General features: G+C 44.4%; 24 protein-coding genes, 1 tRNA gene and 9 pseudogenes. 20 read left to right on the top strand and 14 right to left on the bottom strand.

Features of this window, described 5'->3' with window-relative positions; translation table 11 throughout:
* Window positions 1-140 precede the first annotated feature (140 nt).
* From DXE31_RS10695 to DXE31_RS09270, 12 genes and pseudogenes are all read left to right on the top strand, one after another.
* Window positions 141-344: a hypothetical protein gene (locus DXE31_RS10695; RefSeq protein WP_197712229.1), complete on the top strand. Its 204-nt coding sequence runs from the start codon at window positions 141-143 to the stop codon at window positions 342-344.
* 25 nt (window positions 345-369) lie between these two features.
* Window positions 370-641: pseudogene (locus DXE31_RS09325) on the top strand (hypothetical protein).
* 543 nt (window positions 642-1,184) lie between these two features.
* Window positions 1,185-1,508, top strand: a complete 324-nt coding sequence (locus tag DXE31_RS09320) for a hypothetical protein (protein WP_162785588.1) — start codon at window positions 1,185-1,187, stop codon at window positions 1,506-1,508.
* A 28-nt stretch (window positions 1,509-1,536) separates the two neighbouring features.
* Window positions 1,537-1,938, top strand: coding sequence for a diguanylate cyclase domain-containing protein (locus DXE31_RS09315; protein WP_114698563.1), 402 nt, complete (start codon window positions 1,537-1,539; stop codon window positions 1,936-1,938).
* A 48-nt stretch (window positions 1,939-1,986) separates the two neighbouring features.
* A complete protein-coding gene (gene dusA, locus DXE31_RS09310; protein WP_114698562.1) occupies window positions 1,987-3,063 on the top strand; it encodes a tRNA dihydrouridine(20/20a) synthase DusA in 1,077 nt (358 codons plus the stop codon).
* A gap of 54 nt (window positions 3,064-3,117) precedes the next feature.
* Window positions 3,118-3,193 (top strand) — tRNA-His (locus tag DXE31_RS09305).
* A gap of 439 nt (window positions 3,194-3,632) precedes the next feature.
* Window positions 3,633-4,178: a diguanylate cyclase domain-containing protein gene (locus tag DXE31_RS09300; protein ID WP_114698561.1), complete on the top strand. Its 546-nt coding sequence runs from the start codon at window positions 3,633-3,635 to the stop codon at window positions 4,176-4,178.
* Entirely contained in the window at window positions 4,179-4,346 is a 168-nt protein-coding gene (locus DXE31_RS13075) for a diguanylate cyclase domain-containing protein (protein ID WP_114698560.1), read from the top strand. It begins immediately after the preceding gene.
* A 100-nt stretch (window positions 4,347-4,446) separates the two neighbouring features.
* A complete protein-coding gene (locus tag DXE31_RS09285; RefSeq protein ID WP_162785587.1) occupies window positions 4,447-5,277 on the top strand; it encodes an HD-GYP domain-containing protein in 831 nt (276 codons plus the stop codon).
* Entirely contained in the window at window positions 5,252-5,551 is a 300-nt protein-coding gene (locus DXE31_RS09280) for an HD-GYP domain-containing protein (RefSeq protein ID WP_114698557.1), read from the top strand. The genes DXE31_RS09285 and DXE31_RS09280 overlap by 26 nt, the downstream gene beginning before the upstream one ends.
* Window positions 5,518-5,928: a PAS domain S-box protein gene (locus tag DXE31_RS09275; RefSeq protein ID WP_114698556.1), complete on the top strand. Its 411-nt coding sequence runs from the start codon at window positions 5,518-5,520 to the stop codon at window positions 5,926-5,928. The genes DXE31_RS09280 and DXE31_RS09275 overlap by 34 nt, the downstream gene beginning before the upstream one ends.
* 188 nt (window positions 5,929-6,116) lie before the next feature.
* Window positions 6,117-7,026 (top strand): annotated as a pseudogene (locus DXE31_RS09270) (response regulator); the annotation flags it as partial.
* A 1-nt stretch (window position 7,027) separates the two neighbouring features.
* Here the strand turns inward: DXE31_RS09270 and DXE31_RS09265 are convergent.
* From DXE31_RS09265 to DXE31_RS09210, 12 genes and pseudogenes are all read right to left on the bottom strand, one after another.
* Window positions 7,028-7,219: pseudogene (locus DXE31_RS09265) on the bottom strand (arginyltransferase); the annotation flags it as partial.
* A 148-nt stretch (window positions 7,220-7,367) separates the two neighbouring features.
* A pseudogene (locus DXE31_RS09260) lies at window positions 7,368-7,953 on the bottom strand (leucyl/phenylalanyl-tRNA--protein transferase).
* A gap of 8 nt (window positions 7,954-7,961) precedes the next feature.
* Window positions 7,962-8,527: pseudogene (locus DXE31_RS09255) on the bottom strand (NUDIX hydrolase).
* A gap of 108 nt (window positions 8,528-8,635) precedes the next feature.
* Window positions 8,636-8,788, bottom strand: coding sequence for a hypothetical protein (locus DXE31_RS10690; protein WP_197712256.1), 153 nt, complete (start codon window positions 8,786-8,788; stop codon window positions 8,636-8,638).
* Between the two features lie 39 nt (window positions 8,789-8,827).
* Entirely contained in the window at window positions 8,828-9,043 is a 216-nt protein-coding gene (locus DXE31_RS10685) for an aminotransferase class IV (protein ID WP_197712228.1), read from the bottom strand.
* A gap of 173 nt (window positions 9,044-9,216) precedes the next feature.
* Complete coding sequence (locus tag DXE31_RS09245) at window positions 9,217-9,894, bottom strand: chorismate-binding protein (RefSeq protein WP_231969560.1); 678 nt, start codon at window positions 9,892-9,894, stop codon at window positions 9,217-9,219.
* Between the two features lie 207 nt (window positions 9,895-10,101).
* Window positions 10,102-10,371 carry a hypothetical protein gene (locus DXE31_RS09240; RefSeq protein WP_114698554.1) on the bottom strand — a complete coding sequence of 90 codons (270 nt, stop codon included), beginning with the start codon at window positions 10,369-10,371 and terminating at the stop codon, window positions 10,102-10,104.
* Between the two features lie 14 nt (window positions 10,372-10,385).
* The gene (locus tag DXE31_RS09235) at window positions 10,386-10,970 is read right to left on the bottom strand and encodes a peptidylprolyl isomerase (RefSeq protein WP_114698553.1); all 585 of its coding nucleotides are present in this window, start codon (window positions 10,968-10,970) and stop codon (window positions 10,386-10,388) included.
* A gap of 114 nt (window positions 10,971-11,084) precedes the next feature.
* Window positions 11,085-12,055, bottom strand: a pseudogene (locus DXE31_RS09230) (replication-associated recombination protein A); the annotation flags it as partial.
* A 319-nt stretch (window positions 12,056-12,374) separates the two neighbouring features.
* Window positions 12,375-13,216: pseudogene (locus DXE31_RS09220) on the bottom strand (3-hydroxyacyl-CoA dehydrogenase NAD-binding domain-containing protein).
* A gap of 1 nt (window position 13,217) precedes the next feature.
* A pseudogene (locus DXE31_RS09215) lies at window positions 13,218-13,928 on the bottom strand (glutathione binding-like protein).
* Window positions 13,929-13,960: 32 nt separating this feature from the next.
* Window positions 13,961-14,829: pseudogene (locus DXE31_RS09210) on the bottom strand (aminotransferase class I/II-fold pyridoxal phosphate-dependent enzyme); the annotation flags it as partial.
* Window positions 14,830-14,958: 129 nt separating this feature from the next.
* On the opposite strand from DXE31_RS09210, the gene yaaA reads away from it, so the two are divergent.
* Both yaaA and DXE31_RS09200 read left to right on the top strand, forming a co-directional pair.
* Window positions 14,959-15,735 carry a peroxide stress protein YaaA gene (gene yaaA, locus DXE31_RS09205; RefSeq protein WP_114698552.1) on the top strand — a complete coding sequence of 259 codons (777 nt, stop codon included), beginning with the start codon at window positions 14,959-14,961 and terminating at the stop codon, window positions 15,733-15,735.
* The gene (locus tag DXE31_RS09200) at window positions 15,735-16,946 is read left to right on the top strand and encodes a DUF2863 family protein (protein WP_114698551.1); all 1,212 of its coding nucleotides are present in this window, start codon (window positions 15,735-15,737) and stop codon (window positions 16,944-16,946) included. The genes yaaA and DXE31_RS09200 overlap by 1 nt, the downstream gene beginning before the upstream one ends.
* Window positions 16,947-17,016: 70 nt before the next feature.
* Here DXE31_RS09200 and DXE31_RS09195 read toward each other — a convergent pair whose 3' ends face one another.
* On the bottom strand, window positions 17,017-17,391 hold the full coding sequence (locus DXE31_RS09195; protein ID WP_114698550.1) for a hypothetical protein: 375 nt from the start codon (window positions 17,389-17,391) through the stop codon (window positions 17,017-17,019).
* Between the two features lie 13 nt (window positions 17,392-17,404).
* Entirely contained in the window at window positions 17,405-18,394 is a 990-nt protein-coding gene (locus DXE31_RS09190) for a malate dehydrogenase (protein ID WP_114698549.1), read from the bottom strand.
* A 165-nt stretch (window positions 18,395-18,559) separates the two neighbouring features.
* Between DXE31_RS09190 and DXE31_RS09185 the strand changes: the two genes are divergently transcribed.
* The 6 genes from DXE31_RS09185 to DXE31_RS09160 all read left to right on the top strand — a co-directional run bounded on the left by DXE31_RS09185 (window position 18,560) and on the right by DXE31_RS09160 (window position 23,017).
* A complete protein-coding gene (locus DXE31_RS09185) occupies window positions 18,560-19,303 on the top strand; it encodes a GntR family transcriptional regulator (protein WP_415078013.1) in 744 nt (247 codons plus the stop codon).
* A 135-nt stretch (window positions 19,304-19,438) separates the two neighbouring features.
* Window positions 19,439-19,915 carry a succinate dehydrogenase, cytochrome b556 subunit gene (gene sdhC / locus DXE31_RS09180; protein WP_114698548.1) on the top strand — a complete coding sequence of 159 codons (477 nt, stop codon included), beginning with the start codon at window positions 19,439-19,441 and terminating at the stop codon, window positions 19,913-19,915.
* Complete coding sequence (sdhD, locus tag DXE31_RS09175; protein ID WP_114698547.1) at window positions 19,882-20,247, top strand: succinate dehydrogenase, hydrophobic membrane anchor protein; 366 nt, start codon at window positions 19,882-19,884, stop codon at window positions 20,245-20,247. Before sdhC ends, sdhD begins: the two co-directional genes overlap by 34 nt.
* 4 nt (window positions 20,248-20,251) lie before the next feature.
* The gene (sdhA, locus tag DXE31_RS09170; RefSeq protein WP_114698546.1) at window positions 20,252-22,030 is read left to right on the top strand and encodes a succinate dehydrogenase flavoprotein subunit; all 1,779 of its coding nucleotides are present in this window, start codon (window positions 20,252-20,254) and stop codon (window positions 22,028-22,030) included.
* Window positions 22,031-22,046: 16 nt separating this feature from the next.
* Complete coding sequence (locus DXE31_RS09165; protein WP_114698545.1) at window positions 22,047-22,751, top strand: succinate dehydrogenase iron-sulfur subunit; 705 nt, start codon at window positions 22,047-22,049, stop codon at window positions 22,749-22,751.
* Window positions 22,748-23,017: a succinate dehydrogenase assembly factor 2 gene (locus tag DXE31_RS09160; protein WP_114698544.1), complete on the top strand. Its 270-nt coding sequence runs from the start codon at window positions 22,748-22,750 to the stop codon at window positions 23,015-23,017. Before DXE31_RS09165 ends, DXE31_RS09160 begins: the two co-directional genes overlap by 4 nt.
* Window positions 23,018-23,040 lie beyond the last annotated feature (23 nt).

Raw genomic sequence — 23,040 nt, 5'->3', positions numbered from 1 at the left:
AAGCGCACGTAATGTTTCTGAGTAAATCTGCAAGTGAAGCAGAAATCATTCGCAGTAAATCTAGCTATCAGCATTTGTATCACAAAGGCGGTGCAGTAGGTAGTGGAAAGCTATCCTTGGATGCAAAATAATTACATTCAGTGATTCATGCTGTAAATGAGTCAAAAGAAATATTGATATTAGGTCCTAGATCGGCAAAATTGGAGCTGATTAAGCACGCTCACCATCATGACGCTCAGATTGCAGCAAAAATTGTTGGAGTGGAAACAGTGGATCATCCAAGCGATAAAGAAATTCTTGCCTATGCACGCAAGTTTTTCTATAAAGTAGATCAAATGCTGTAAATAATGACTTGATAGGACTATGCATATGACTAAAGAGACTAGAGAAACTCACGAAGCATTAGGACCAGATGGCCTCCCTGGACATGATTACTTTTTGGATGCTGTTTTAATCACATAGATGAAGCGGTAGAAAGTAATTCGATAGCTACAAGTGCTGCTAAAGGAATCATCTTTAGCCTAGTGGAAACCTTGGGGGTGATGGTTGGAGACCCTGATTTGCCTGCTCACCTCAAGTCTGGCTATATGGGTGCACTGGACCTTGCAGTGGAGCTGGAGGCGAAGTTATCCAAGAAGTAATCTCTTTTAGGGTGAATGCAGCAAGGGCAACTACGGTTGCTCTTATTTTTTGAGGATTATTTATATTTGTAGTGGACTTAGTATGAATTTACTAAAGCCATATTTTTGATGGCCTATGAATATTGGCTTTTAAGCTAATACCTATCGTCCAGCAGAAGAATAATGAGTATAAATATACTAAATCAGAATTAATGGAGAAATTAGCGAGTATTAGATAAATACTCCCCACTTAACGGCCTTACCATCAGAACTAGTGTTTATTAATAGTTGTTGTAGCACTACTACAAACATTATTAAAATAACGCTATTAAACGAAAACTTTAATTAGTCAATATGAATAAAAATATAAAAGTTTTCAAACTACTTGTTGGCACTGTATTTCTTTTTCAAAAAGCCCTAGTTGAAGCAAGCTGCTTAGGGGATAAAACCACAGTCTTCCTTCCTATAATAAGGTTTACATAGTTCCTCAGCTCACAGCCACCCAAATTTATACACGCTGGGCTCCTGTCTTAGAGCGGGTTGGAAAAGAATCAAAGGAATGTTTTGGGCTGGATTCGAATGGAGAGATTCCTAAATCAGAGCGACGAGATACTCACTAATCTGCGTTTGAATCTTTTATTTTCGGTATTTATATTATTTCTGGGTCTATTGGGCATTGTTTTTATGTTGCTTTTAAGAGCAAAGCAAAAGACTCAAGAGGAAGAGTTGCGTTTGCTAAACGACAATTTGGTATTGCATGACGTCGCTCATCACGCTATCTTAACCAAGCTGCCCAATCGCCTTGCATTAAATGATTTCTTAGAAAGCGCCATTGCAAGCGCAAACCTCAACTTAGACCTCTTGTGGCGGTTTGTTGTGTGGATTTAGATGGCTTTAAAGGTGTCAACGATCGCATGTGGGCCACCAATCGGGAGACAATCTCCTCATTGCGGCAGCAGGGCGCATGAAAAAGGCTATTCGGGAGAATGACACGGTCATTCGCATAGGAGGCGACGAGTTTGTGCTTATTCTGAGTGGATTTAAAAGCAAAGAAGAACTGATTGTTTTGCTAAATCGTATTTTAGAAATGTTAGCCACTCCTTTTATGTTTGAGGGACAACGGGTATCCCTTAGCGCCAGTTGTGGTGCCACCATTTTTCCGGAAGATGATTCATCTATTTCAGATCTCATAACACATGCAGATGCTGCAATGTATGTTGCCAAAGCAAAAGGCAAGAATACTTGGGTAATACATGCCAACCAAGACAATGGCAATAAGACTGCAGGGCTTGTATCTCTGCGAAATACTCTAAAATAGCCCACATTATTCGCTCCTAAGGGCACTCTGAAAGAGTCCGTCGATTTCATGATAAAGAAACGTTTGGCTGTTGCTCCAATGATGGAGTGGACAGATCGCCATTGCCGTTCATTTCATCGCACACTAACAAAAGATGCCGTGCTCTACACCGAAATGGTTACTACAGGAGCCCTGTTGCATGGAGATGTTCCCCGTCATTTAGATTATTCGCAGGATCAACATCCTGTTGTTCTCCAATTGAGCGGCAGTGAACCCAGTGATCTCGCAAAAGCAGCCGAATTAGCACAGGAGTGGGGCTATGATGAGATCGATCTGAATTGTGGTTGTCCATCTGAGCGCGTGCAGCGAGGCGCCTTTGGTGCTTGCTTGATGGCAGAGCCTCTGCTGGTAGCCGATTGTATTCAGGCAATGAAAGCTGCAGTGAATATTCCGATCTCGGTAAAGCATCGCCTGGGATTGGGTGCTATGGATGCGGCAAATTCAGAGACGGATTATCAATTTGCACTGAACTTTATTTTGGCAGTTGTAGACGCTGGTGCAAGTCAGGTAACTATTCATGCACGCAATGCTGTACTCAAAGGCTTATCGCCCAAAGAGAATCGCAGTCAGCCTCCATTGCATTATGAAGTAGCTGCAAAACTTCGTTTGGATGCGCAGAAGCAATTCCCCCATCTTAAGGTCTTACTCAATGGCGGACTAGAAACTAACGAGCAAATTGCTGGCCATTGGAATGATTTTGATGGGTTTATGGTGGGCAGAGCGGCGTATCATTTTCCGGCTCACTTGCTCAGTTGGGATGACATGATCAATACCAATGGTGATGCAGTTGGCTATCTCTTTAGTGAGACTGAGTGGCACCGTATTCAGATTGCTTTAGTTAAGCAAGTACAAGCTTGGTTTGATGAGTGCCAGTCTAAAGGTCAGCCTTTTTATATTGGTGCTTTCACGAGACATATCTTAGGGTTGGCGCATAGTAGGGCAGGCTCTCGATATTGGCGCCAGAGACTCTCAGATCATCACGCGTTGGCCAAGGTGCAGAGCAAGGCAGCAATTGCCGATTTCTTTTTAGACGCAAGTCTTTGCCTTGGTGACTGGGCTGCGTTTGAGCTGGAAACTGCAGATTAAGGCTGTTTTGGCAGGTTTTTGCCCAAAAAGGCTATAATTTTTCTTTCTACAATGGCGGACGTAGCTCAGTTGGTAGAGTCCCAGATTGTGATTCTGGTTGTCGCGGGTTCGAGCCCCGTCGTTCGCCCCACCAAAACCTCAAAAGACTTCGCGGCTAGATATTTAGACTTTACTATTTTTTCTAGCGCCACGTGCTGATTCTGCCGCGGCATTTGACATTCTGACAGCAGCAGTCGATGCTGCGTTTGCATTAATGCTTCATTGGTGAAGCGTATGGCAGTTTGGAGAATATTCTCCAATAGCTGTTCAATGTCCTTCTCGCTGGAGAGGGAGATGCCAATACTTAACAATTCGTGTAGGACCGTTTTTTGGTTCAAGGTAACTTAATTCAATGAAATAGATGCTTGTGACTATCTCTATCAGTTGCTACTAAGTGTTTAGTAGATAAATACTCCTTTTGCTAGTAATATATTCTCAGCAATTCTGAAAAAGCGGTAAAGATCGTTCATCAATTCGCACCCGAGTTAAGCGCTGAGAAAATCGAATTTAAAGTTCCCCGCATCAATACTTTGTTACGGTCTGACTTGGTGCCAGTCGGTTATATGAATGAGGGCCGCTGGAAACATGCAGTCGAGATACATCAAGAAGCTGGCGCACTTCCATCTACTTTTGATTTGACTGGCTTTCTTTATGAGTTCAATCCCTTAAAAGATTTGAAATGGGCATGCAACGGCCTTACCATCAGTACCGCTATTCTTTTCATTTCTTTGGCATTCTTGTATTACAACGTGCGATTAAATCGTCGCTTGAAATATTCTCTAGAGCGTGTAAACCATCTTTCACAACACGATTCTCTGACAGACTTGCCGAACCGCATTTTATTTGCTGATCGCTTACAAAGCGACTATTTTGAAAGCAAGACGCGACAGGAAACTATTAGCATTGCTCTTCATCGATATAGATCACTTAAGTCAATTAATGATGGTTATGGGCACCAAGAGGGGAATGAGTTTGTGGTTCTTTTAGAGGGTTTCCCCAATGCATCCGGAGCTTTAGAGGTTGCCAAGAAAATTCAGGCCTCAGTATCTACCCCCATTTCTCATGGAGGTGCTTGAATTTCAACTACGGCGGGTATTGGAGTTGCTTTTTATCCAGAAGACGCTCACACTGACGATGAATTAATGAAATGCGCAGATTTAGCCATGTATGAAACCAAACAGTCGGGGCGGAATCAAATTTCTTTCTATTTCACGGCGCTTTCTCAAAAAGCGAAACAGTTCTAATGCAAATAGCAAATTTACTTTTCTATTTATCGTTTGGCATTGTTGTATTGCTGATGTATTTTGGCGTTCACAACCGCTCTGATAGCGGTGTTCGCTCAAGATGCTGGCCTATCTCACTTTGTTTAATCGCCTTAGCGAGTTTTGCATTCGTATTGACTGGATTTACCCCGATTATTTTCCTTTCCATTGCAAATGTCAGTTCTATTTCATTACCGCAGTAGTTGGGGGAATTGCTCTTCTGGGTCTAGTGGAGACGCTACTGACTTCGAGTGAAGGTAAACGTCTGCAGTTTAATGTGCTCAAAACTGCGTTCATATTGCAATTTGGATTGTTGGTAGTTCGTGCGCTGAATACGACTTATGGACTATTGACCTCAATAATTTATCAAGAGGATGTATTGGAGGCAGTCTTGAGATGTATGGTGATGGGCTCTACGCTGCTGATCTTCATCTCCATTAATAATATTTTGTTTGAAAACGTATTAGGCCTTGAGCGCAAGAAAGCCATTGATTCCGAGTTAAAGATGCTTTCTAGTTTAAATGCGCTCGCTATGGCTAGAGATCATGAAACTGGTGCACATATTGCGCACACTCAAGAGTATGTCAGATGCCTTGCCAATCGTATTAAAAGTCAGGGGAATGATGTCGAAGAACTCTCTGATTATGCGATTGAAAACATGTATAAGGCTGCACCATTACATGGTGTCGGCAAGGTCGGGATTCCAGATGGAATACTCTACAAACGGGGGTCGCTTACTGAAGAGGAGCGGAGGGTCATGAAAACCCACACCTTGATTGGCGAGAACGTGCTGGCTTCAGCAAAATCTCAGTTACCCAATCTTCTGGGAAGGGATGTGATTGATATGGCTATTGATATTGATCGTTGGTTTTTCCAACACGTCATTCATGCGGTTCGCTGGTGCCCAGCATGAACAATGGGATGGTGGCGGATACCCGCATGGCTTAAAGGGCGATGCAATTCCTCTGAGTGCAGGAAGTATGGCTCTAGCTGATATGTATGATGCTTTGAATAAGGCAGGCTGGGATTATGACAAAGCTGTTGCAGAGATTCTCGGAAAGCGCGGAAGTCATTTTGATCCTGTAGTCGTGGAGGCTTTTGCGGCCGAAAGAGGTCGCTTTCAAGTCATTGCGCAGCGCCATTGCGCGATTCAATGGTGGAAGACAAGCCTTTCGTTGACTCCGTAGAATCTAGTGACCATAAACTTCGTTGTTCTGAAGAGAAGTTTGAGTTCTTGTTTGAGCATTCACCAAGTGGTATGGCTATGGTGGACTTCTTGACGGGTGACTTTGTTGAAGTCAATGGCTCTTTATTGGAAAGTACCCAATACTCTAAAGAAGAGTTCCTCAAACTCTCATTCTGGGATATCACTCCCAAAGAATATCAAGCCCAGGAAAAGCAGCAACTAGAAGATCTGCGTACCAAAGGTTCTTTTGGTCCCAATCGCAAGGAGTACATTCGTAAAGACGGCACCCGTTTTCCAATCTCGATTCGGGGTTTCATCATTACAGATGTAGATAGCTGCAAAGTGGTTTGGGGAATCATCGAGGATTTATCAAAGTAATCCTAGGGCATCTCAGGGTGGCTCGATCAGCAGTCCGATAATTGAGTCCGATAATCAATGCGATGAATTTGGTTATCTCGCCCACTAAAATCCCTCTGGGCTAGCTCTAAAACAGTAGTTTTATACTATTCCCTATAGTGGTGCCCCGAGTAGTTTTATGGTCAACCATTGGTTATGATCAAAGCTCAATGAATGACGTGTTGGAAAAACCAACGATCTTAGTGGTGGATGATTCTCCAGAGACTCTTTCTCTGATTTCTGGTTTGCTCAAAGATTTATACAAGCTTAAAGTCGCCAACAATGGTGATCAAACCATCAAGATTGCTCATGGTGAAAAGAAGTCAGATTTAATTTTATTGGACGTCATGATGCCCGGTTTGTCGGGATATGACGTTTGCGAAGTTAAAGGTGGATCCTACTACCCGCGATATCCCGATTATTTTGCTCACTGCAATGACTGGAGCAGATGATGAGCAGAAGGGTCTGGAGTTGGGCAGGGCAGATTATATTACTAAGCCCATTAGTCAGCCGATCGTTCTAGCTAGAGTCAACACCCAGTTGCAAAAGAAAGCTGCAGCTGCCTTTCTGTGTGACCAGAATACTTATCTTGAAAAAGAAGTAGCAGAGAGAACTAAAGAGGTTATAGCGATTTAGGATGTCACAATTTTGTCGATGGCCTCTTTGACTGAAACACGCGACTCGGACACAGGCAATCATATGCGCCGAACTCAATACTACGTTTTAGCATTAGCTAAAGTATTGCAGTCCCACCCACGTTTTTCCGACTATCTCATAGAACAAAATATCAAGATGCTATTTAAGTCGGCGCCATTGCACAACATCGGGAAGGTGGGTATTCCCGATCGAATGTTGCTCAAGCCTGGCAAATTAGATCCCGAAGAATTTGAGATCATGAAATCCCACACAACGCTGGGCCGTGATGCCTTAGCAAATGCAGAAAAATCTTTAGGTACAGATGTCGATTTTTTAAAAATGGCTAAAGAGATTGCGTATTCCCATCAAGAAAAATAGGATGGATCTGGATATTCAGAGGGGGTAGGTGGTGATGATATTCCGATCTCTGCGCGCTTGATGGCTAAGGACGGTAGATATATAAACCGCTGCGTCTGAAGCCTGCATTCAATAAGTCGCCGTAAACATCGGCATGAATCAGATGAGATGGTGTGGCCACTTGTGACCGAGCCATTCTGTTGGGCAGATAGCTGCAGGCGTAAGAAGCCGTTGCATAAAATTGTAGGGTTGTGAAAGGAAGTTCTTTAAGCTGGGTTATAGCCAGTGGTGCAAGATGGTTTTATCAAAAAGTCCAATATCTCTTAATGTTGGTTTGATTTATAGAAATTTGCAGTTGCTCTAGAAAATCGCCTCTAGAGATGGGGCTTGCACCTAGAGATTTGAGGTGGGCGGTCTCCTGTTGGCAGTCAATCAATGGCCACTTGATTTTGCAGGCACCAGGCACTGAGCGCAGACAATGCAATTTTAGAAGCATTTGGCTTGCGACTAAACATGGATTCGCCAAATACCATTCCGCCAACAGCAACACAGTAAAGACCCCCAGTCAATTGACCATCTTCTATGAGTGCAATACTGTGGATTACCTTGATCATGAAGTGCGGTATAGGTAGCCATAATCTCATGGGTGATCCAGGTGCCATCCTGATCTTTCCAAATTCTGGTCGCACATGAGCGTATTACAGCTCTAAAATCTACATCTACCAGTAACTGCGAGGTACCGTTTTGGCAAAACATGCGAATGATTTTTTGTAGAGACTCACTGAATTTAAATTTAGCGGGCTTTAACACCATTTTGGGATCAGGTGACCACCATGGTGCTGGCTGATTGTCGGAATATTGGGGGAAGATACCTTGCTGGTATGCGTGAGCTAGTTGTTCGGCGTAAATTCTTTCGCTAACTGCAATCAACCCGGGAACGCTAGGATCTGGATCGGGTTCGAGCAAGGGGTTTGGAAAAGTGTCATGAGGTCCTAACCAAACAATCTGACCCATAGTCGCTCCTAAATTCTTTCGGAAGGTAAAACATCGCGACTGCGCACATGGAAGTCTTTACCAGACTCTAAATTACCAGCCGCACAATCAGCAAAATACCATTCCAGTGTTTGCTTTACTGTAGGAAAAGCTAACTCATCCCAAGAAATCTCATGCTCATGAAAGAGGGTCACTTCAAGACTCTCTTCCCCAGCGGAAAATTCTGGGCTAGACATGGTTGCTAAATAAAAGAGATGTACTTGCTCAGCATGTGGCACATTCAAGACTGAAGATAGTAGACCAATCTCAACGATAGTCCCAGCCTCTTCAGGAGTCTCGCGGGCTGCACCGTGACTCCTTGTGTGCTCTCACCCACTTCCATAAAACCTGCAGGTAAAGTCTAATAGCCGTGACGCGGAGCAGTGGCGCGACGACACAGCAATACCTGATTCCGAAATACAGGAATGCTAACTACAACATTACGCGGATTTTGATAATGGACACTGCCACAGGCTTCGCAGACATGACGTTCACGTGAATCATCCGCTGGAATCTTCCTCGTGAATACAGCGGCACAATTTGGAGAAAACTTCATGAAAACTTTCTAAAAATGGGCTGTGATGGCACCGCGTAAGGCATTGCTAATGCATAATCTCATCTTCCATTGAAACATCTTTAATAGCCAGGTTGGCTTCGCGGGCATTTAAAGCACGATCAGCCAGCAGGGATGCAGCACACGCATCACCCCCGGTAAAAGACCAGCCGAGACAGGAGGTGTCAGCCACTCAGCGCTACCTTGAGGTTTAACAAAAATGCTAGTGCGACCTCCTTCAGTAACTAGACCTTTTTCGTTGATAAAGAGGGCATCAAAACCCCCTAATTGAACTGCCTGTTTCTAAGCTTGATCGTAAATGGAACGGTTGCTAGTTTTATGACGCAGTAGGCCGTTACCTGAAAACATCGTGACGTCTCCAGCCAGAATATCTCGAGCCCAGAATATTTTGACGGGTTCTTGGGTTTCATGAATCACGGCGTTTGCAACAGAAAGCTCCCCGCTAGCGGAGAGCTCCAGCCTTAATCGATGAAAAAGATGTTGATCAAGAGTGGGCATGAGCTTGTTATCAAATTTTTAGCCAGTGACGCGTCAAAAGGAATGTGTAGCGCTAAAGCAGAGGCTTGCATACGTTCAAGATGGGCGTGAAGTCTCAGTGGCGCTCACCTTTGTGCACAGCAATCGTTTCAAATAATCCGATTGCACTAGGTCAGTTCATCAAAAAGGCAGAGTTAATGCGACATTCTCGCCATTCCTGAGGGGCATCTGAGTCGTTGGTAATGCCTCTGCACCCATTCCCAAAAAAATTGTGACGCAGGAGCATCTAGATCTTGACTAATTTCTACTGTGCGAATAGGTACGCTGAAAACAAAATTACTATTTGGATCCAACCAACCTAAAGCCCCACAGTAGTAGCCACAATCCTCAGACTCAAGCTCTTGAATAATTTCTATACTACGTTTTTTTGGTGCGCCGGTTACTGAGCCACATGGAAAAATAGCATTAAAGATTTCAAATAGATCCACATCAGTTCTGATCTGACCTTGTACGGTAGCGGTCATTTGCAATACGTCACCATGCCTTGCAACTTCCAATAAATTAGGAACAGTAACCATACTTGGTAAAGAAATTCGACTTAGATCATTGTGTAAGAGATCAACAATCATGACATTCTCAGCTTGATTCTTGGGATCTTCCGAGAGATCAGCTGCTTTCCCTAATACGGCACTGGCAGCGCCATTCATAGGCATTGTTTTTAATAGATTGCCATTACGGGCAATAAAGAGTTCGGATGATTGAGATAATACAAAATGCCCCACATGTTCTATGTAGGCACCAACTCGTCCAGGCTGGTGAGCACGTAAGCGACTATAAAGTGCCAGAGGAGCTCCATAAGTATTCCCATGAATGCGATCAGTATGATTTATCTGGTAAGCATCACCACTACGAACATGGTGCTATATGGATTCAACATCAGCGCAGAAATGATCCTCTGATAGGGATTCATAGATATTCATTACGCCCGCGTGTTTTTGAGACTCTTCCAGAGCTTCCAATCGTTTTGCAATGTGGTGGTCTACATCTTGTTTGGATAACTTTTTGCAGTTTAGAAAAGACTATGCCTCAATCAGGGGATGAGGGCTATGCGCAGTATTGAGGCGTTGCGACAATTTATGAAACAGCCTGCCGAGTTCATAAGCAAATGCTGCAACGACAAATTCGCCTCTAGTAAGTGCAGCAGAAATCTCATCAAAGCAATTTTGAATTGCTACTACATTTTGTGAAATAACCACGTTGGGCAAAACGCTCCAATAATTCAGCGTATTGTCATAGAGGCGACTAGTGGGGGAAGCTGCATTACTTTGCGCATCGTCGAGCAAAATCATCGTAGCTTTCCTTGTCAGTTCTTTTGCTTCAGAATAGATGCGGCTTCAATGGTTACGGCTGTGCTTGGAACATCAGCCATGCTACCCATGCGTGGTGCGGGTGCAACCATAGTTGGCACTTTACGAATGGCATCAATCGTTTGTGAACCAGAGATGACCTTGCCAAATACGGTATAGCCATTGCCCATTGAGTTGGGGAAGTCTAGGGCAGTATTGTGATTGACATTAATAAAGAACTGGGATGTAGCCGAATCAAGATCGGAGGTACGGGCCATTGCAATCGTGTAGCGATTATTCTTTAAGCCATTTTGCGCTTCAGATACCACAGGTGGATTGGTTGGCTTCTGTACCAAATCAGCTGTAAAACCACCACCCTGGATCATGAAGCCATCAATGACGCGATGAAAGATCGTGCCGTTATAAAAACCACTCTTGACGTAATTTAAAAAGTTGGCGGTAGTCTTTGGCGCTTTAACATCATCCAGTTCAACCACAAAATTACCCATGGTGGTTTTGAACTCTACCTTCGGGCCTGCTAAAGCGGCTTGGCTGGCAAAGCAACTAATGATCAGTACAAGAGACGCAAAAATCTTACACATTAGCACTCCTTCAATAGGATTAATTAGATTGACTTGATTGTATTGCTCAATCTAAACCGATGAAAAGTGGCTGGAATCTTTGCGCTCATATTACTTCATAACCCATCTGATGCATTATTTCTTTTTGTGCTCTTTATCGAGCTTATGTAAGAACACTAATTTCTCTTTAATTTGCGTTTCTAGGCCGCGCTCAACTGGTTCATACCAATGCGGTGCTGTCATACCATCAGGAAGATAATTTTCACCCGCCGCATAACCATGGGGTTCATCATAAGCATAGCGATATTCTTTGCCGTGACCCAAATCTTTCATGAGTTTTGTGGGCGCATTGCGAAGATGGTTGGGTACAGGGCCTAGATTGATCTTGAGCCACATAGGCACGAGCCGCATTGTAGACGTTGTAACTTGCATTCCTTTTAGAGGCGACCGCTAAGATAAACCACTGCCTGACCAAGCGCAAGTTCGCCCTCAGGAGAGCCAAGTCTTTCATAGGTCTGGTTGTGTGCTGCATCGTTGGCTAATTGCATGGCTCTTGGATCCGCTAATCCAATGTCTTCCCACGCGATGCGGATAATTCGTCTAGCTAAATACCGAGTATCAGCACCTCCGTCTAGCATGCGACAAAACCAATATAAGGCTGCGTCTGGATTTGAGCCTCGAACCGATTTATGTAAGGCAGAGATTTGGTCGTAGAAGTAGTCGTCACCTTTATCAAACCGATGCGCCTGGGCGCTAAGTGCATTCTCAATAAAGGCTTGATCGACATTCTTCACTTCTGTGTTTGGTATCAGAGCCGCATGACGAACCTGTTCAATTAAATTAAGAAGACGTCTTGCGTCACCATCTGCATTTGAGATTCAGGAATCAATTGCTGCTGAATCAAAGTGCACTTCGGACATTGCATGTTCTTGCGCTCGATGAAAGAGTTGTTTGAGCTCTGCGGGATTGAGAGACTTTACAACATAAACTTGAGCGCGGGATAGTAAAGCTGCGTTCACTTCGAGCGAGGGATTCTCGGTAGTAGCTCCAATCAATATAAATAAACCTGATTCGATGTGAGGAAGCAAGGCATCCTGTTGACTCTTATATGTAGATATGCAGCGCTAACCATGCCACCAATGCTGGTATGACGCCCCCCCAAATCCAAGCATTCCGATCAACCCAGCGGTCTCCAACCGGACCTTTGCCAAGTTGAGTGTAAATTACCGCCCCAATGCAATGCTCCCATAAAGGATGTGATGACAGCGCCATATCCTGCCAATGATTAAGCGCTTAATAATTGATTGGTGTAGGCGCCAATTGCACCATGAGGGCTAATCCAATGAATGGAATGAGGCCGGCGTAGCCAAGTTTACGAACAAGAGGTGGAATAGGGTTCACGATTCAATTACAAGAATGGTTAAATCATTTATCGTAGGTATATACGCTACGACCTGTTTTGCGTCCAAGGTATCCAGCGGCAACCATTTTACGCAGCAGTGGGCAGGGGTGGTATTTAGAATTACTGAAGTTATCGCAATAGACTTACATGATCGCTAAACAAGTATCCAAGCCAATTCGATCTGCCAAAGCAAATGGGCCAATCGGTTGATTGCAGCCCAATTTCATACCGGCATCAACATCTTCTGGGCTTGCAAGCCCTTCAGATAAAACGAAAAATGCTTCGTTACTCATTGGCAACAAAATACGATTCACTACAAATCCTGGAGAGTTTTTAACGGTAATCGGCTCTTTGCCATGTTAATAATGGCAGCATGTGTAACATCACTAGTTTGTAAGCCACAAATCACTTTCACTAGCGCCATGAGGGGCGGGGATTAAAGAAGTGCATCCCAATAAAGCGCGCTGGATTTGCATCTAGTGCAGCTAATTTAGTCATAGATCAGGATGAGGTATTAGGCGCAATGATGGTATCTTTGCTCACAATCTCATCCACTTGCTGCAAGATTTTTTCTTTGATTGCCTGCTTCTCGGTAGCAGCCTCAATAACCAGACTTAAACCTTTGAAATCATCATACGAGATGCTGCCTTTAATGCGCTTGAGTGCAGCTTCTTTTGCTTCGATAGTTAATGTTTCTTTGTTACCAGGCGATCCAAATTTTTGCTACTTTGATCTAAGCCATGTTGTACAGCTGCTTCATTCATATCTACCATCACTACATCCAAGCCAGCAACCGCACATACTTGTGCAATTCTATTGCCCATTGTGCCTGTGCGCCAATGACACCTACTGATTGAATGCTCATCTTATTTCCTCTTCTGATACTGGGTTGAACCAAATAACTGCTCTCTCGCCTTGTCGTCATGCAAAGGTTTGCGTAAAGCTGTTAATACTTCGCAACCCCGCTTTACCACTGGTCGTGCTTCAATTTTTTCAAACCACCATTTGAAATGTGGATACTGCTTAATATTGATACCTTGATTTTTCCAATTCCGAGTCCATGGATAAATCGCAATATCAGCAATCGAATACCCTTTGCCTGCTATGTAGGGATTATCTTTCAGTTGGCCGTCCAGTCCTCCATAAATGCGTTTGGCTTCATTGGTATGGCGGTTGATGGGCATAGTCAATCTTCTCTGAGGCGTAGAGTCGGAAATGGTGATTTTGTCCAAGCATCGCTCCTAAACCGCCCATTTGGAACATGAGCCACTGAAGTATTTCATACTTTCCGGGCAAGCATCTTGAGGTAAAAATTTGCCCGTCTTACCGGCCAAATAGAGCAGAATCGCACCGGATTCAAAAAGACTCATGGGTTTTCCATCTGGGCCATTGGGATCAACAATTGCCGGCATCTTATTGTTTGGACTGATTTTTAAAACCTTAGGGGCAAATTGATCTCCAGCGCCAATATCAACTGGGTGAGCGACCCAATCCTGATCAAGGCGATAGCCACATTCTTCAAGCATGATATGAACCTTGTGGCCATTCAGTGTTGGCCAACTGTACACATCAATCACGTTATGAGTTTTAAGGCTTGCCATTTTGTCCTCTATATAATTTGTAAACGTTCTAATGCATTTGCGAGAGTGTGTTCTTGTTTAGCAAAACAAAAACGAACCACACCAGACTCGGTAGCTTGTTCATAAAAAACAGAAACGGGAATAGCGGCGATACCAATTTCGGTAGTGAGCCATTTGCAAAACTCAGCTTCACTCAGTTCTGCTTGAGGAATATCTCACTTTGAATAATCAACGCACTGAAAATACGTTCCTGGAGAAGGTGGCAATTTAAATTGTATTTTGTCTAACCCGGTCCTAAAAAATCTCGCTTCTCCTGATAAAACTCTGGAAGAGTTAAGTAATGCTTCGCATCGGATAAGTAATGAGCAAGCCCATACTGCATTGGGGTATTCACAGTAAACACATTGAACTGGTGGACTTTCCTGCACTCGTCGGTTAACTTGAATGGCGCTGCAACATAACCCACTTTCGTGCCTATCACATGCTAGGTCTTACCGAAGCTCCTTTCTGCCAGCTCGGGATGAGAGGAGACGCTATGGTGTTGTGCTCCGTCATGCACCATATGTTCATAGACCTCATCACTCAAAATCAAAGCGTTGGAATCTCTTACAAGGTTAGCTAAACGATCTAGAGCTGCTCTATGCCAAACCATACCAGTTGGGTTGTGTGGTGTATTGATAATGAGTAAGCTCGTATGAGGATTAATGTTCTTGGCCAAGGCGTCTCATGGAATTTCATAGGAGGTTACTTGTCTGGAATCATCACGCATTGCTTGTAGAGAAATCGTAATGGCTTGCCCCCCAGCTAATTCGATTGATGGACGATAGCCATCGTATGTGGGTTCGATCCTGATCACTTCGTCACCAGGGCTAACGCAAGCTAGTATGGTAGTCAGAATTTGGTAGTTGACTTGGGAAAGAAGGGCTAGCTAAAGAACTTATAAAGGGGTGGGTCAGAAGTCTGTCAATTAATGTGGATCTATTCAGTAGTCGCTAGAATGGTAAAAAATATATAAACAAATTGTGCCATGCTGATCGTTCTTTCACCTGCTAAATCCTTGGATTACAAGACCCCTGTTAAGGTTAAGGCTCCAACCTTGCCTGAGTTTGTCACCGAGTCGGCTAAGTTGATTGCTGAGCTCAAGAGGCTCGCCCCACAGGACATCGCCAAATTAATGGGTTTGTCGGATCAATTGGCCGCGCTAAACGTTGGGCGCTATCGGGATTGGTCCAAGAAATTCACAGAGGCAAATAGCAAGCCGGCAATTTATGCCTTTGATGGGGATCTCTACGATGGATTTGACGTTAAAACTCTGGATGCAAAGTCTGTTCAGTTTGCTCAAGACCATATTCGCATATTGTCCGGTCTCTATGGCGCACTAAAGCCCTTGGATTTAATGCAGCCTTATCGCCTTGAGATGGGCACTTCTTTTAAAAATGTCAGAGGAAAAGATCTCTATGCATTTTGGGGAAGTCGTGTGCTCGATTCAATTAAGAAGATTCTGGAAAAGCAAAAGAAGCCTGTGCTCCTTAATTTGGCTTCAGAGGAGTACTTTAAGGTGCTTCAACCGAAGGAATTAAATTGCCCCATTGTTTCCCCGGTTTTCCAGGGTGCTAAGGATGGCAAGTACAAGATTATTTCCTTTTATGCCAAGCGCGCTCGCGGTCTAATGGCTCGTTATGTTGTGGAGAATCGTATTACCGATCCAGCGGATTTAAAAAGTTTTAACTTGGATGGTTACAAATATTATGCGGCTGACTCTAAGCCAGAGAAGCCAGTATTTAGAAGGACAGAGAGAAAATAATGGCTGTTCACCGGACCAAAGGATTGCAACGGAGTTCTCCCGAGGTGAAGAAGCTAGTGGCTGATGCCATTTCATTGGCTGCTTCTGGCAGTCAAATTGAAGATCGCTTTTGGGAAGAGCGTTTGAATGCGCGTCTGATGCGCTTGCTGAAAAGTCAAAATCAAAATGTGATTGATGCGGCCTTGGATCAAACCTTTCGTATAAATACTGTTGCATTTGAGGTGCTTGCTGATATTGCAGAAACACTGGCAGAATCAATGAAGGTTGAGGATGAGGGGCAAGAATGGGACGTATTGTTGCTCGCAATGCCTATCGTGGCGCATACACGATATCAGATACCTTCAGAACCATTGCCAGTAAATATGGTCGAATCTACGGCACAGGCTATACATAGTCTTATTGCTGCCACCGATACTCGCCTAGCAATTGTGCCGTGGCTTTACAGTATTGATCAGATGCCGCATTCGCACTGTCAAACCCGTATTTTGACAGAAGCGCTGGCAAGTGCAGCGATCTCAGGAAAAGACGTTAAGCTTGAATTACGTGACATGTCAGAGACAATTGCTGTATTGGCGGACCCTCGCTTTATCATTGCTGCATTGAGTGCCCCAAGTGGTTCACCCATTTTCAAATGGCAAGAGGAGTCGCCCGCAAGACAAGAGCGGGGCGTGAGTCTCATCGGTTGGCAGAATGCAATGCAAGATCCGATTGCATCTTTATTGCCTGGTTGCGAGTTTGAGCTTCTGCTACCAGAGGCTTATTTTACGAACTGCCGTCTCGCAGACAAGCATGTCCGTCCTTTGAGTATCCGTGCAGCGGTTAATTTCTTAGAGAGCGCTCTGGGCATTCTTCCGGCGGGATTATCTTGTGTAGTGGGCGCCTTTGGGCAAGAGCAGGCAGACGAGTACCGTATTTCATTTAGCGCAAAAGGATCTGCTGAGGTGATGTATGGCGTGATTTGGCCGCTTTATGATCGTGAGAGCGTAGCTAGCGATGCTTTGAATGATTTATCGGATGATGAGAGTCCGATTAAGAAAATATGTGATGCTTTGCATGATGCTGGTGTAGAGGATGTATTCCGTCACGCAATGCTATTTGATCCTGAGTTCTGTGATGACTGTGGAGCTCCGCTATGTCCGGATCGCTCGGGTGAGGCAGTACATGCTGAGATGCCGGGTGACGCTCCATCTCAGCAGCCTTTGTTCCATTAAACAACATTCAAGCTACATAACAAAAAAGCCGAGACACTCTTGGCTTTTTTGTTTAATGCAAGTTCAGCAATTAATTCGGCACAAAGGGTTCTGCATCAGCAAATAGGTGTGGCAATTTACCAGTTTTCATCTCTGCTGTTTGGCAGAAATCGGCAAGTCGTACACCAGCCTTGATGTTAAAAAGCATGGCTTTATTGCCGAGTACCACAAGGTCAAAACCTGAGTTCATATTCTTGTAACGCAAGCTTCCGGGTAAGGAGGTTTGACGTTCCAAGTCATAGGTTTTTGATTCCCAAATGAGTCGAGCTTTTTCAGTTGTACCGATAGTTTGAAACTGCTTGCTATCCTGACAGGTCCAAGTAAATGCTTCTTCACTAGCACTCACATTTGCAGCGCCTAGTAGGCTTGCAAGTGTTACGCTAATGGCGAGAAGATTTTTTTTCATGTGCTAACTTTCCTTATGAGAGCAAGTGCTTAACGCCAGCTTGTTCTTCGAGCAATTCATTCAATGTATGCGTCATGCGCTCACGAGAGAAGTCATCAATCTCTAAACCTTCGATCATTTTATATTCGCTGTTTTCGCAAACTACTGGGAAGCCGTAAATCACTTCCGTAGGGATGCCATATTCACCTTTCGATGGAATGCCCATGGTCACCCATTTACCGTTAGTACCAAGCACCCAGTCATGAATATGATCAATTGCAGCATTCGCTGCAGAGGCTGCAGATGAAAGACCGCGAGCTTCAATAATCGCTGCACCACGTTTTCCAACCGTAGGAATGAATACATCCTTGTTCCAGGCTGGATCGTTAATTGCATCTTTTACAGACTTGCCATCGATTGTTGCAAAACGATAGTCAGGGTACATCGTAGGGCTATGGTTGCCCCATACAACTAACTTCTCGATATCAGCAACGGGTTTGTTCAACTTGCTTGCCAATTGTGAAAGGGCACGGTTGTGATCAAGGCGCAACATGGCAGTGAAGTTCTTAGCGGGAATATCTGGCGCAGATTTCATAGCGATGTAAGCATTGGTGTTTGCAGGGTTACCAACTACTAATACTTTGACGGTTTGCTTAGCAACTGCGTTCAAGGCTTTGCCTTGAGCTGTAAAAATTTGTGCATTTGCAGAAAGCAAATCCTTACGCTCCATGCCAGGACCGCGTGGGCGTGCGCCAACTAACAAGGCGACATCGATGTCTTTAAAGGCTGTCATTGGGTCAGAGTGGGCAGACATTCCAGCCAAGAGTGGGAATGCGCAGTCTTCTAACTCCGTCATGACGCCAGCTAAGGCTTTCTGCGCTTTTTCATCTGGAATCTCAAGTAATTGGAGGATTACGGGCTGATCTTTGCCTAAAAGGTCGCCATTGGCGATGCGGAATAAGAGGGAATATCCGATTTGACCGGCTGCACCGGTTACGGCGACACGCATTGGGGCTTTTGCCATTGCTTATAACTCCAGAGGAAGGTTAAGAGGGTTGATTAAGAGGGTTAAGTAACAAAAACGTTTCTATTATCTATTTAAGCGTAGGGAATTTAGCTTTACACTATTTAATGATGTCTTATATAAGACTAGAATAAAGCTAATTTTATCTAATTGACGCGGTTTGGAGTGAGTTTGCCTGATATAACTTTGCCTGTTGCCTCATTTAGCCCACTGTACAAGCAGATTAAGGCGATGATTTTGGCTAGTTTGCAAGCCTCAGAATGGCTTCCAGGGGAGGCTATTCCTAGCGAAATGGAGCTCGCTGCCCGTTATGCGGTCAGCCAGGGCACGGTTCGTAAGGCAATTGATGAGCTAGCAGCGCAAAATCTATTGGTGCGTCGACAAGGCAAGGGGACTTTTGTTGCCACTCATCAAGAAGATGAGTGGCAGTACCGGTTTTTACGCTTGGCTCCTGATATAGGAGAAAAATTCCACCTGACGAATCAATTTTTGTCTTGTGAAAAGATTAAGGCTACTGCATACACTGCTCAATTGCTTAAATTAAAGGCAGGTGATCCTCTGATTCATATTGATCGAGTTCAGAGTTTCGCTGGAAAACCCATTGTTTTTGAAGAGATTTTTTTGCCTGGCGTACGTTTCAAAGGTCTTAATCTAGACGCACTCAATGCTTGGCATGGACCCATGTATGCATTTTATGAAGAGCAATACGCTACCCATATGGTGTGTGCTGAAGAAAAAATTAAGGCAGTTGTTGCCGATGAAGTGCTAGCCAAGCATCTTCATCTGACCCAGGGTGCGCCACTTCTTTCAGTTGAGCGAGTTGCCTTGACCTACGGGAATAAACCAGTAGAAATTCGTCACGCAAAATACGACACTTCAGAGCGGCATTATGAGAATAAATTGCACTAAGTTTTCAGTGAGTGAAATCAGTAAAAACCTCCTTTAAACACTAAAAAATCCCCACCACCCCTATGGTTTCCAATAGAATAAGTTGCGACACAATATATGTCACACAGAAACTCCACCGAAAGATAGAGATTACCGATGGTTGATGCACAACAAAATGTAAAAAAAGATAGGCCGATTTACAAAAACATTGGTCTGGCCCAATTGGTTAAATACCGTCTTCCTTGGGCAGGTAGGGTGTCGATTCTTCACCGCATCAGTGGGGCAGCGTTATTTTTATTGCTGCCTTTTATCTTGTACCTCTTTGATCAGAGCCTTGCCTCTGAATTGAGCTATCAAAAATTCCAAGCCTTCATGAGCAATATTTTGGTAAAGATTATTTGCCTTGGTTTGATCTGGAGTTTCTTGCACCACTTTTGTGCCGGTATGCGCTATCTCCTACTTGATTTAGAAATCGGTATCGAGAAGTCTGAAGCAAATCGTTCCGCTATTTTTGTGTTGTTTACTGGCTTGGCATTGACTGCCGTCGTCGGTCTTAAGTTATTCGGCGTGTACTCAGCCACATCATCTAAGGAAATTTCATGCCTATTTATCAAATTGGACCAAAACGCTTAGTTGTAGGCGCTCATTACGGCCTCAAAGAGTGGATTATTCAACGTGTTACTGCAATCGTGATGGTGATATTTACGATTGTTTTGTTGATTGACTATTGCATCACTGGTAGCGCCACCTATGAAGGTTGGTCAGGCTTGTTTAGCGGTCAAGTTATGAAGTTGTTAACTCTTTTGGCTTTCCTCAGCTTGTTCTATCACGCATGGATTGGTGTGCGTGATATCTGGATGGATTACATCAAGCCCGTCAGCATTCGTTTGACACTTCAAGTGTTGACCGTTTTGTATCTCGCAGCATGTGCGGCTTACGCCATTCAAATTTTGTGGAAAGTGTAATTCGATGACTGCAATTAAAAAATCATTGCCACGCCGCCGTTTTGACGCGGTAATTATTGGAGCAGGTGGTTCAGGTATGCGCGCATCATTGCAGTTGGCTGAAGCCGGCTTGAATGTTGCTGTTTTGACTAAGGTATTCCCAACGCGTTCACATACTGTTGCAGCGCAAGGGGGTATAGGTGCTTCATTGGGCAATATGAGTGAAGACAATTGGCACTATCACTTCTATGACACCGTCAAAGGAGCAGACTGGTTGGGCGACCAAGACGTGATCGAATTTATGTGCCGTGAAGCTCCAAAAGTCGTTTATGAGTTAGAGCACTTTGGTATGCCGTTTGACCGTAATCCCGATGGCACGATTTACCAGCGTCCATTCGGCGGTCATACGGCGAACTATGGTGAGAAGCCTGTTCAACGCGCATGCGCTGCAGCAGACCGAACTGGTCATGCGATGTTGCACACTTTGTATCAGCGCAACGTTCGTGCCAAGACTAATTTCTTTGTTGAGTGGTTGGCTCTTGATCTCATTCAGGATGAGGAAGGCGATGTAGTTGGTGTAACCGCTCTCGAAATGGAAACAGGTCAAGTCTATATCTTAGAAGCCAAGATTGTGCTCCTAGCAACTGGCGGTGCAGGTCGTATTTGGGATGCATCTACTAATGCATTTATTAATACCGGTGACGGTATGGGTTTAGCTGCTCGAGCAGGCATTCCATTAGAAGACATGGAGTTTTGGCAGTTCCACCCAACTGGTGTAGCTGGCGCGGGTGTCTTGTTAACTGAAGGTTGCCGTGGTGAGGGCGGTATCTTGCGCAATAAGGATGGCGAGCGCTTCATGGAGCGTTATGCGCCAACTTTGAAAGATTTAGCGCCACGTGACTTCGTATCACGCTCAATGGACCAAGAAATTAAAGAAGGGCGTGGTTGTGGTCCCAATGGTGACTATGTGGTACTCGATTTGACTCACATCGGCGCCGACACCATCATGAAACGTTTGCCTTCGGTTTATGAAATCGGCATTAACTTTGCGAACGTTGATGTGACCAAAGAGCCAATTCCAGCAGTACCAACCATTCACTATCAGATGGGTGGCATCCCAACCAATATCAATGCTCAAGTGGTTGTGCCAGCTAATGGCAAACATAACGAGGTCATTAATGGCTTGTATGCAATTGGTGAGTGCTCATGCGTTTCTGTTCATGGTGCAAACCGTTTGGGTACTAATTCATTGCTCGATCTCTTAGTGTTTGGTCGTGCGGCGGGTAACCACATCGTTAGTCTTGATCTGAAGAATCGTGAATTCAAGCCATTGCCTGCGAATGCTGGTGAACAAACATTGGAGCGTATTGCGAAGTTGGATAACTCCACTTCTGGTGAGTACGCGCAAGACGTTGCCAATGACATTCGTAAGTGCATGCAGAAATATGCTGGTGTATTCCGCAATCAAGAGTTGATGGACGAAGGGGTTCGTCAAATGGCTAAATTGACAGAGCGCGCCAAGCACTTATGGGTTAAAGATAAGTCTGAGATTTTCAATACGGCCCGTATTGAAGCCTTAGAAGTGGCTAACTTAGTTGAGACTGCAAACGCAACGATGTACTCGGCTGCAGCTCGCAAAGAAAGTCGTGGTGCTCACTCGCACGATGATCACCCGCATCGTGATGATGACAACTGGATGAAACATACTCTTTGGTATAGCGAAGGCAATCGTTTGGACTACAAACCTGTCCAACTGAAACCATTGACCGTTGAATCAGTTCCTCCAAAAGAACGTACTTTCTAAGCAAGAGAGATAGAAGATGAGTGATATCCGTATATTCGAAATTTACCGCTACGATCCAGATGTCGATGCTGCCCCGCGCATGCAACGTTATGAGTTAGAGCTCACGGGTGAGTGTATGTTGTTAGATGCTTTGATTTCTTTGAAGCGGCAAGATGAAACGATTTCGTATCGTCGCTCATGCCGCGAGGGTGTGTGTGGTTCAGATGCAATGAACATCAACGGTAAAAATGGCTTGGCTTGTTTAATCAATATGTTGACTTTGCCAAAAGTCATTACATTGCGTCCATTGCCAGGTTTGCCTGTTGTCCGCGACTTGATTGTGGATATGACACTCTTCTTTAAGCAATATTTGTCGATTAAGCCTTACTTGGTTAATGAGACTCCAGCCCCTGAAAAAGAGCGTCTTCAGAGTCCTGAAGAGCGTGAAGAGTTAAATGGCTTGTATGAGTGCATCTTGTGTGCCGCATGCTCTACTTCTTGCCCATCATTCTGGTGGAATCCAGACAAGTTTGTTGGCCCTGCTGGCTTGTTGCAAGCCTATCGTTTTGTTGCGGATAGCCGCGATCAAGAAACAGCGCAGCGCTTGGACAATCTTGAGGATCCATACCGCTTGTTCCGTTGTCATACCATCATGAATTGCGTTGACGTGTGTCCTAAGCACTTGAATCCAACCAAGGCAATTGGCAAGATCAAGGAGTTGATGGTTCGTAGAGCAGTATGACCCTCGGTAATGCGGAGTTATATCGCTTAAAGAGTGATGCTCGAAGGGGTTTGCTAGAGAACGATCTAATTCTGCAACGGTTTTTTGAGCGTTATAGCGCTCAGTTGAGCCTAGAGGATGGAAAAGTATTAAGTCTATTGTTGGCTTTGGATGACAATGATTTAATGGATTTACTGATTGGCCGTAAGGATTTTGTGGCAAGCTTGGAGAAAGAGATGCAAACAGTCTCCTTCAAGACGGTTTTACAAAAGCTGAGAGCGAAGTAATTCAGTGTTTTGGTGTAGTTGCT

The sequence above is a fragment of the Polynucleobacter necessarius genome, assembly GCF_900095185.1.
Taxonomy (GTDB): Bacteria; Pseudomonadota; Gammaproteobacteria; order Burkholderiales; family Burkholderiaceae; genus Polynucleobacter.
This window is presented reverse-complemented; position numbering and strand designations above follow the sequence as displayed.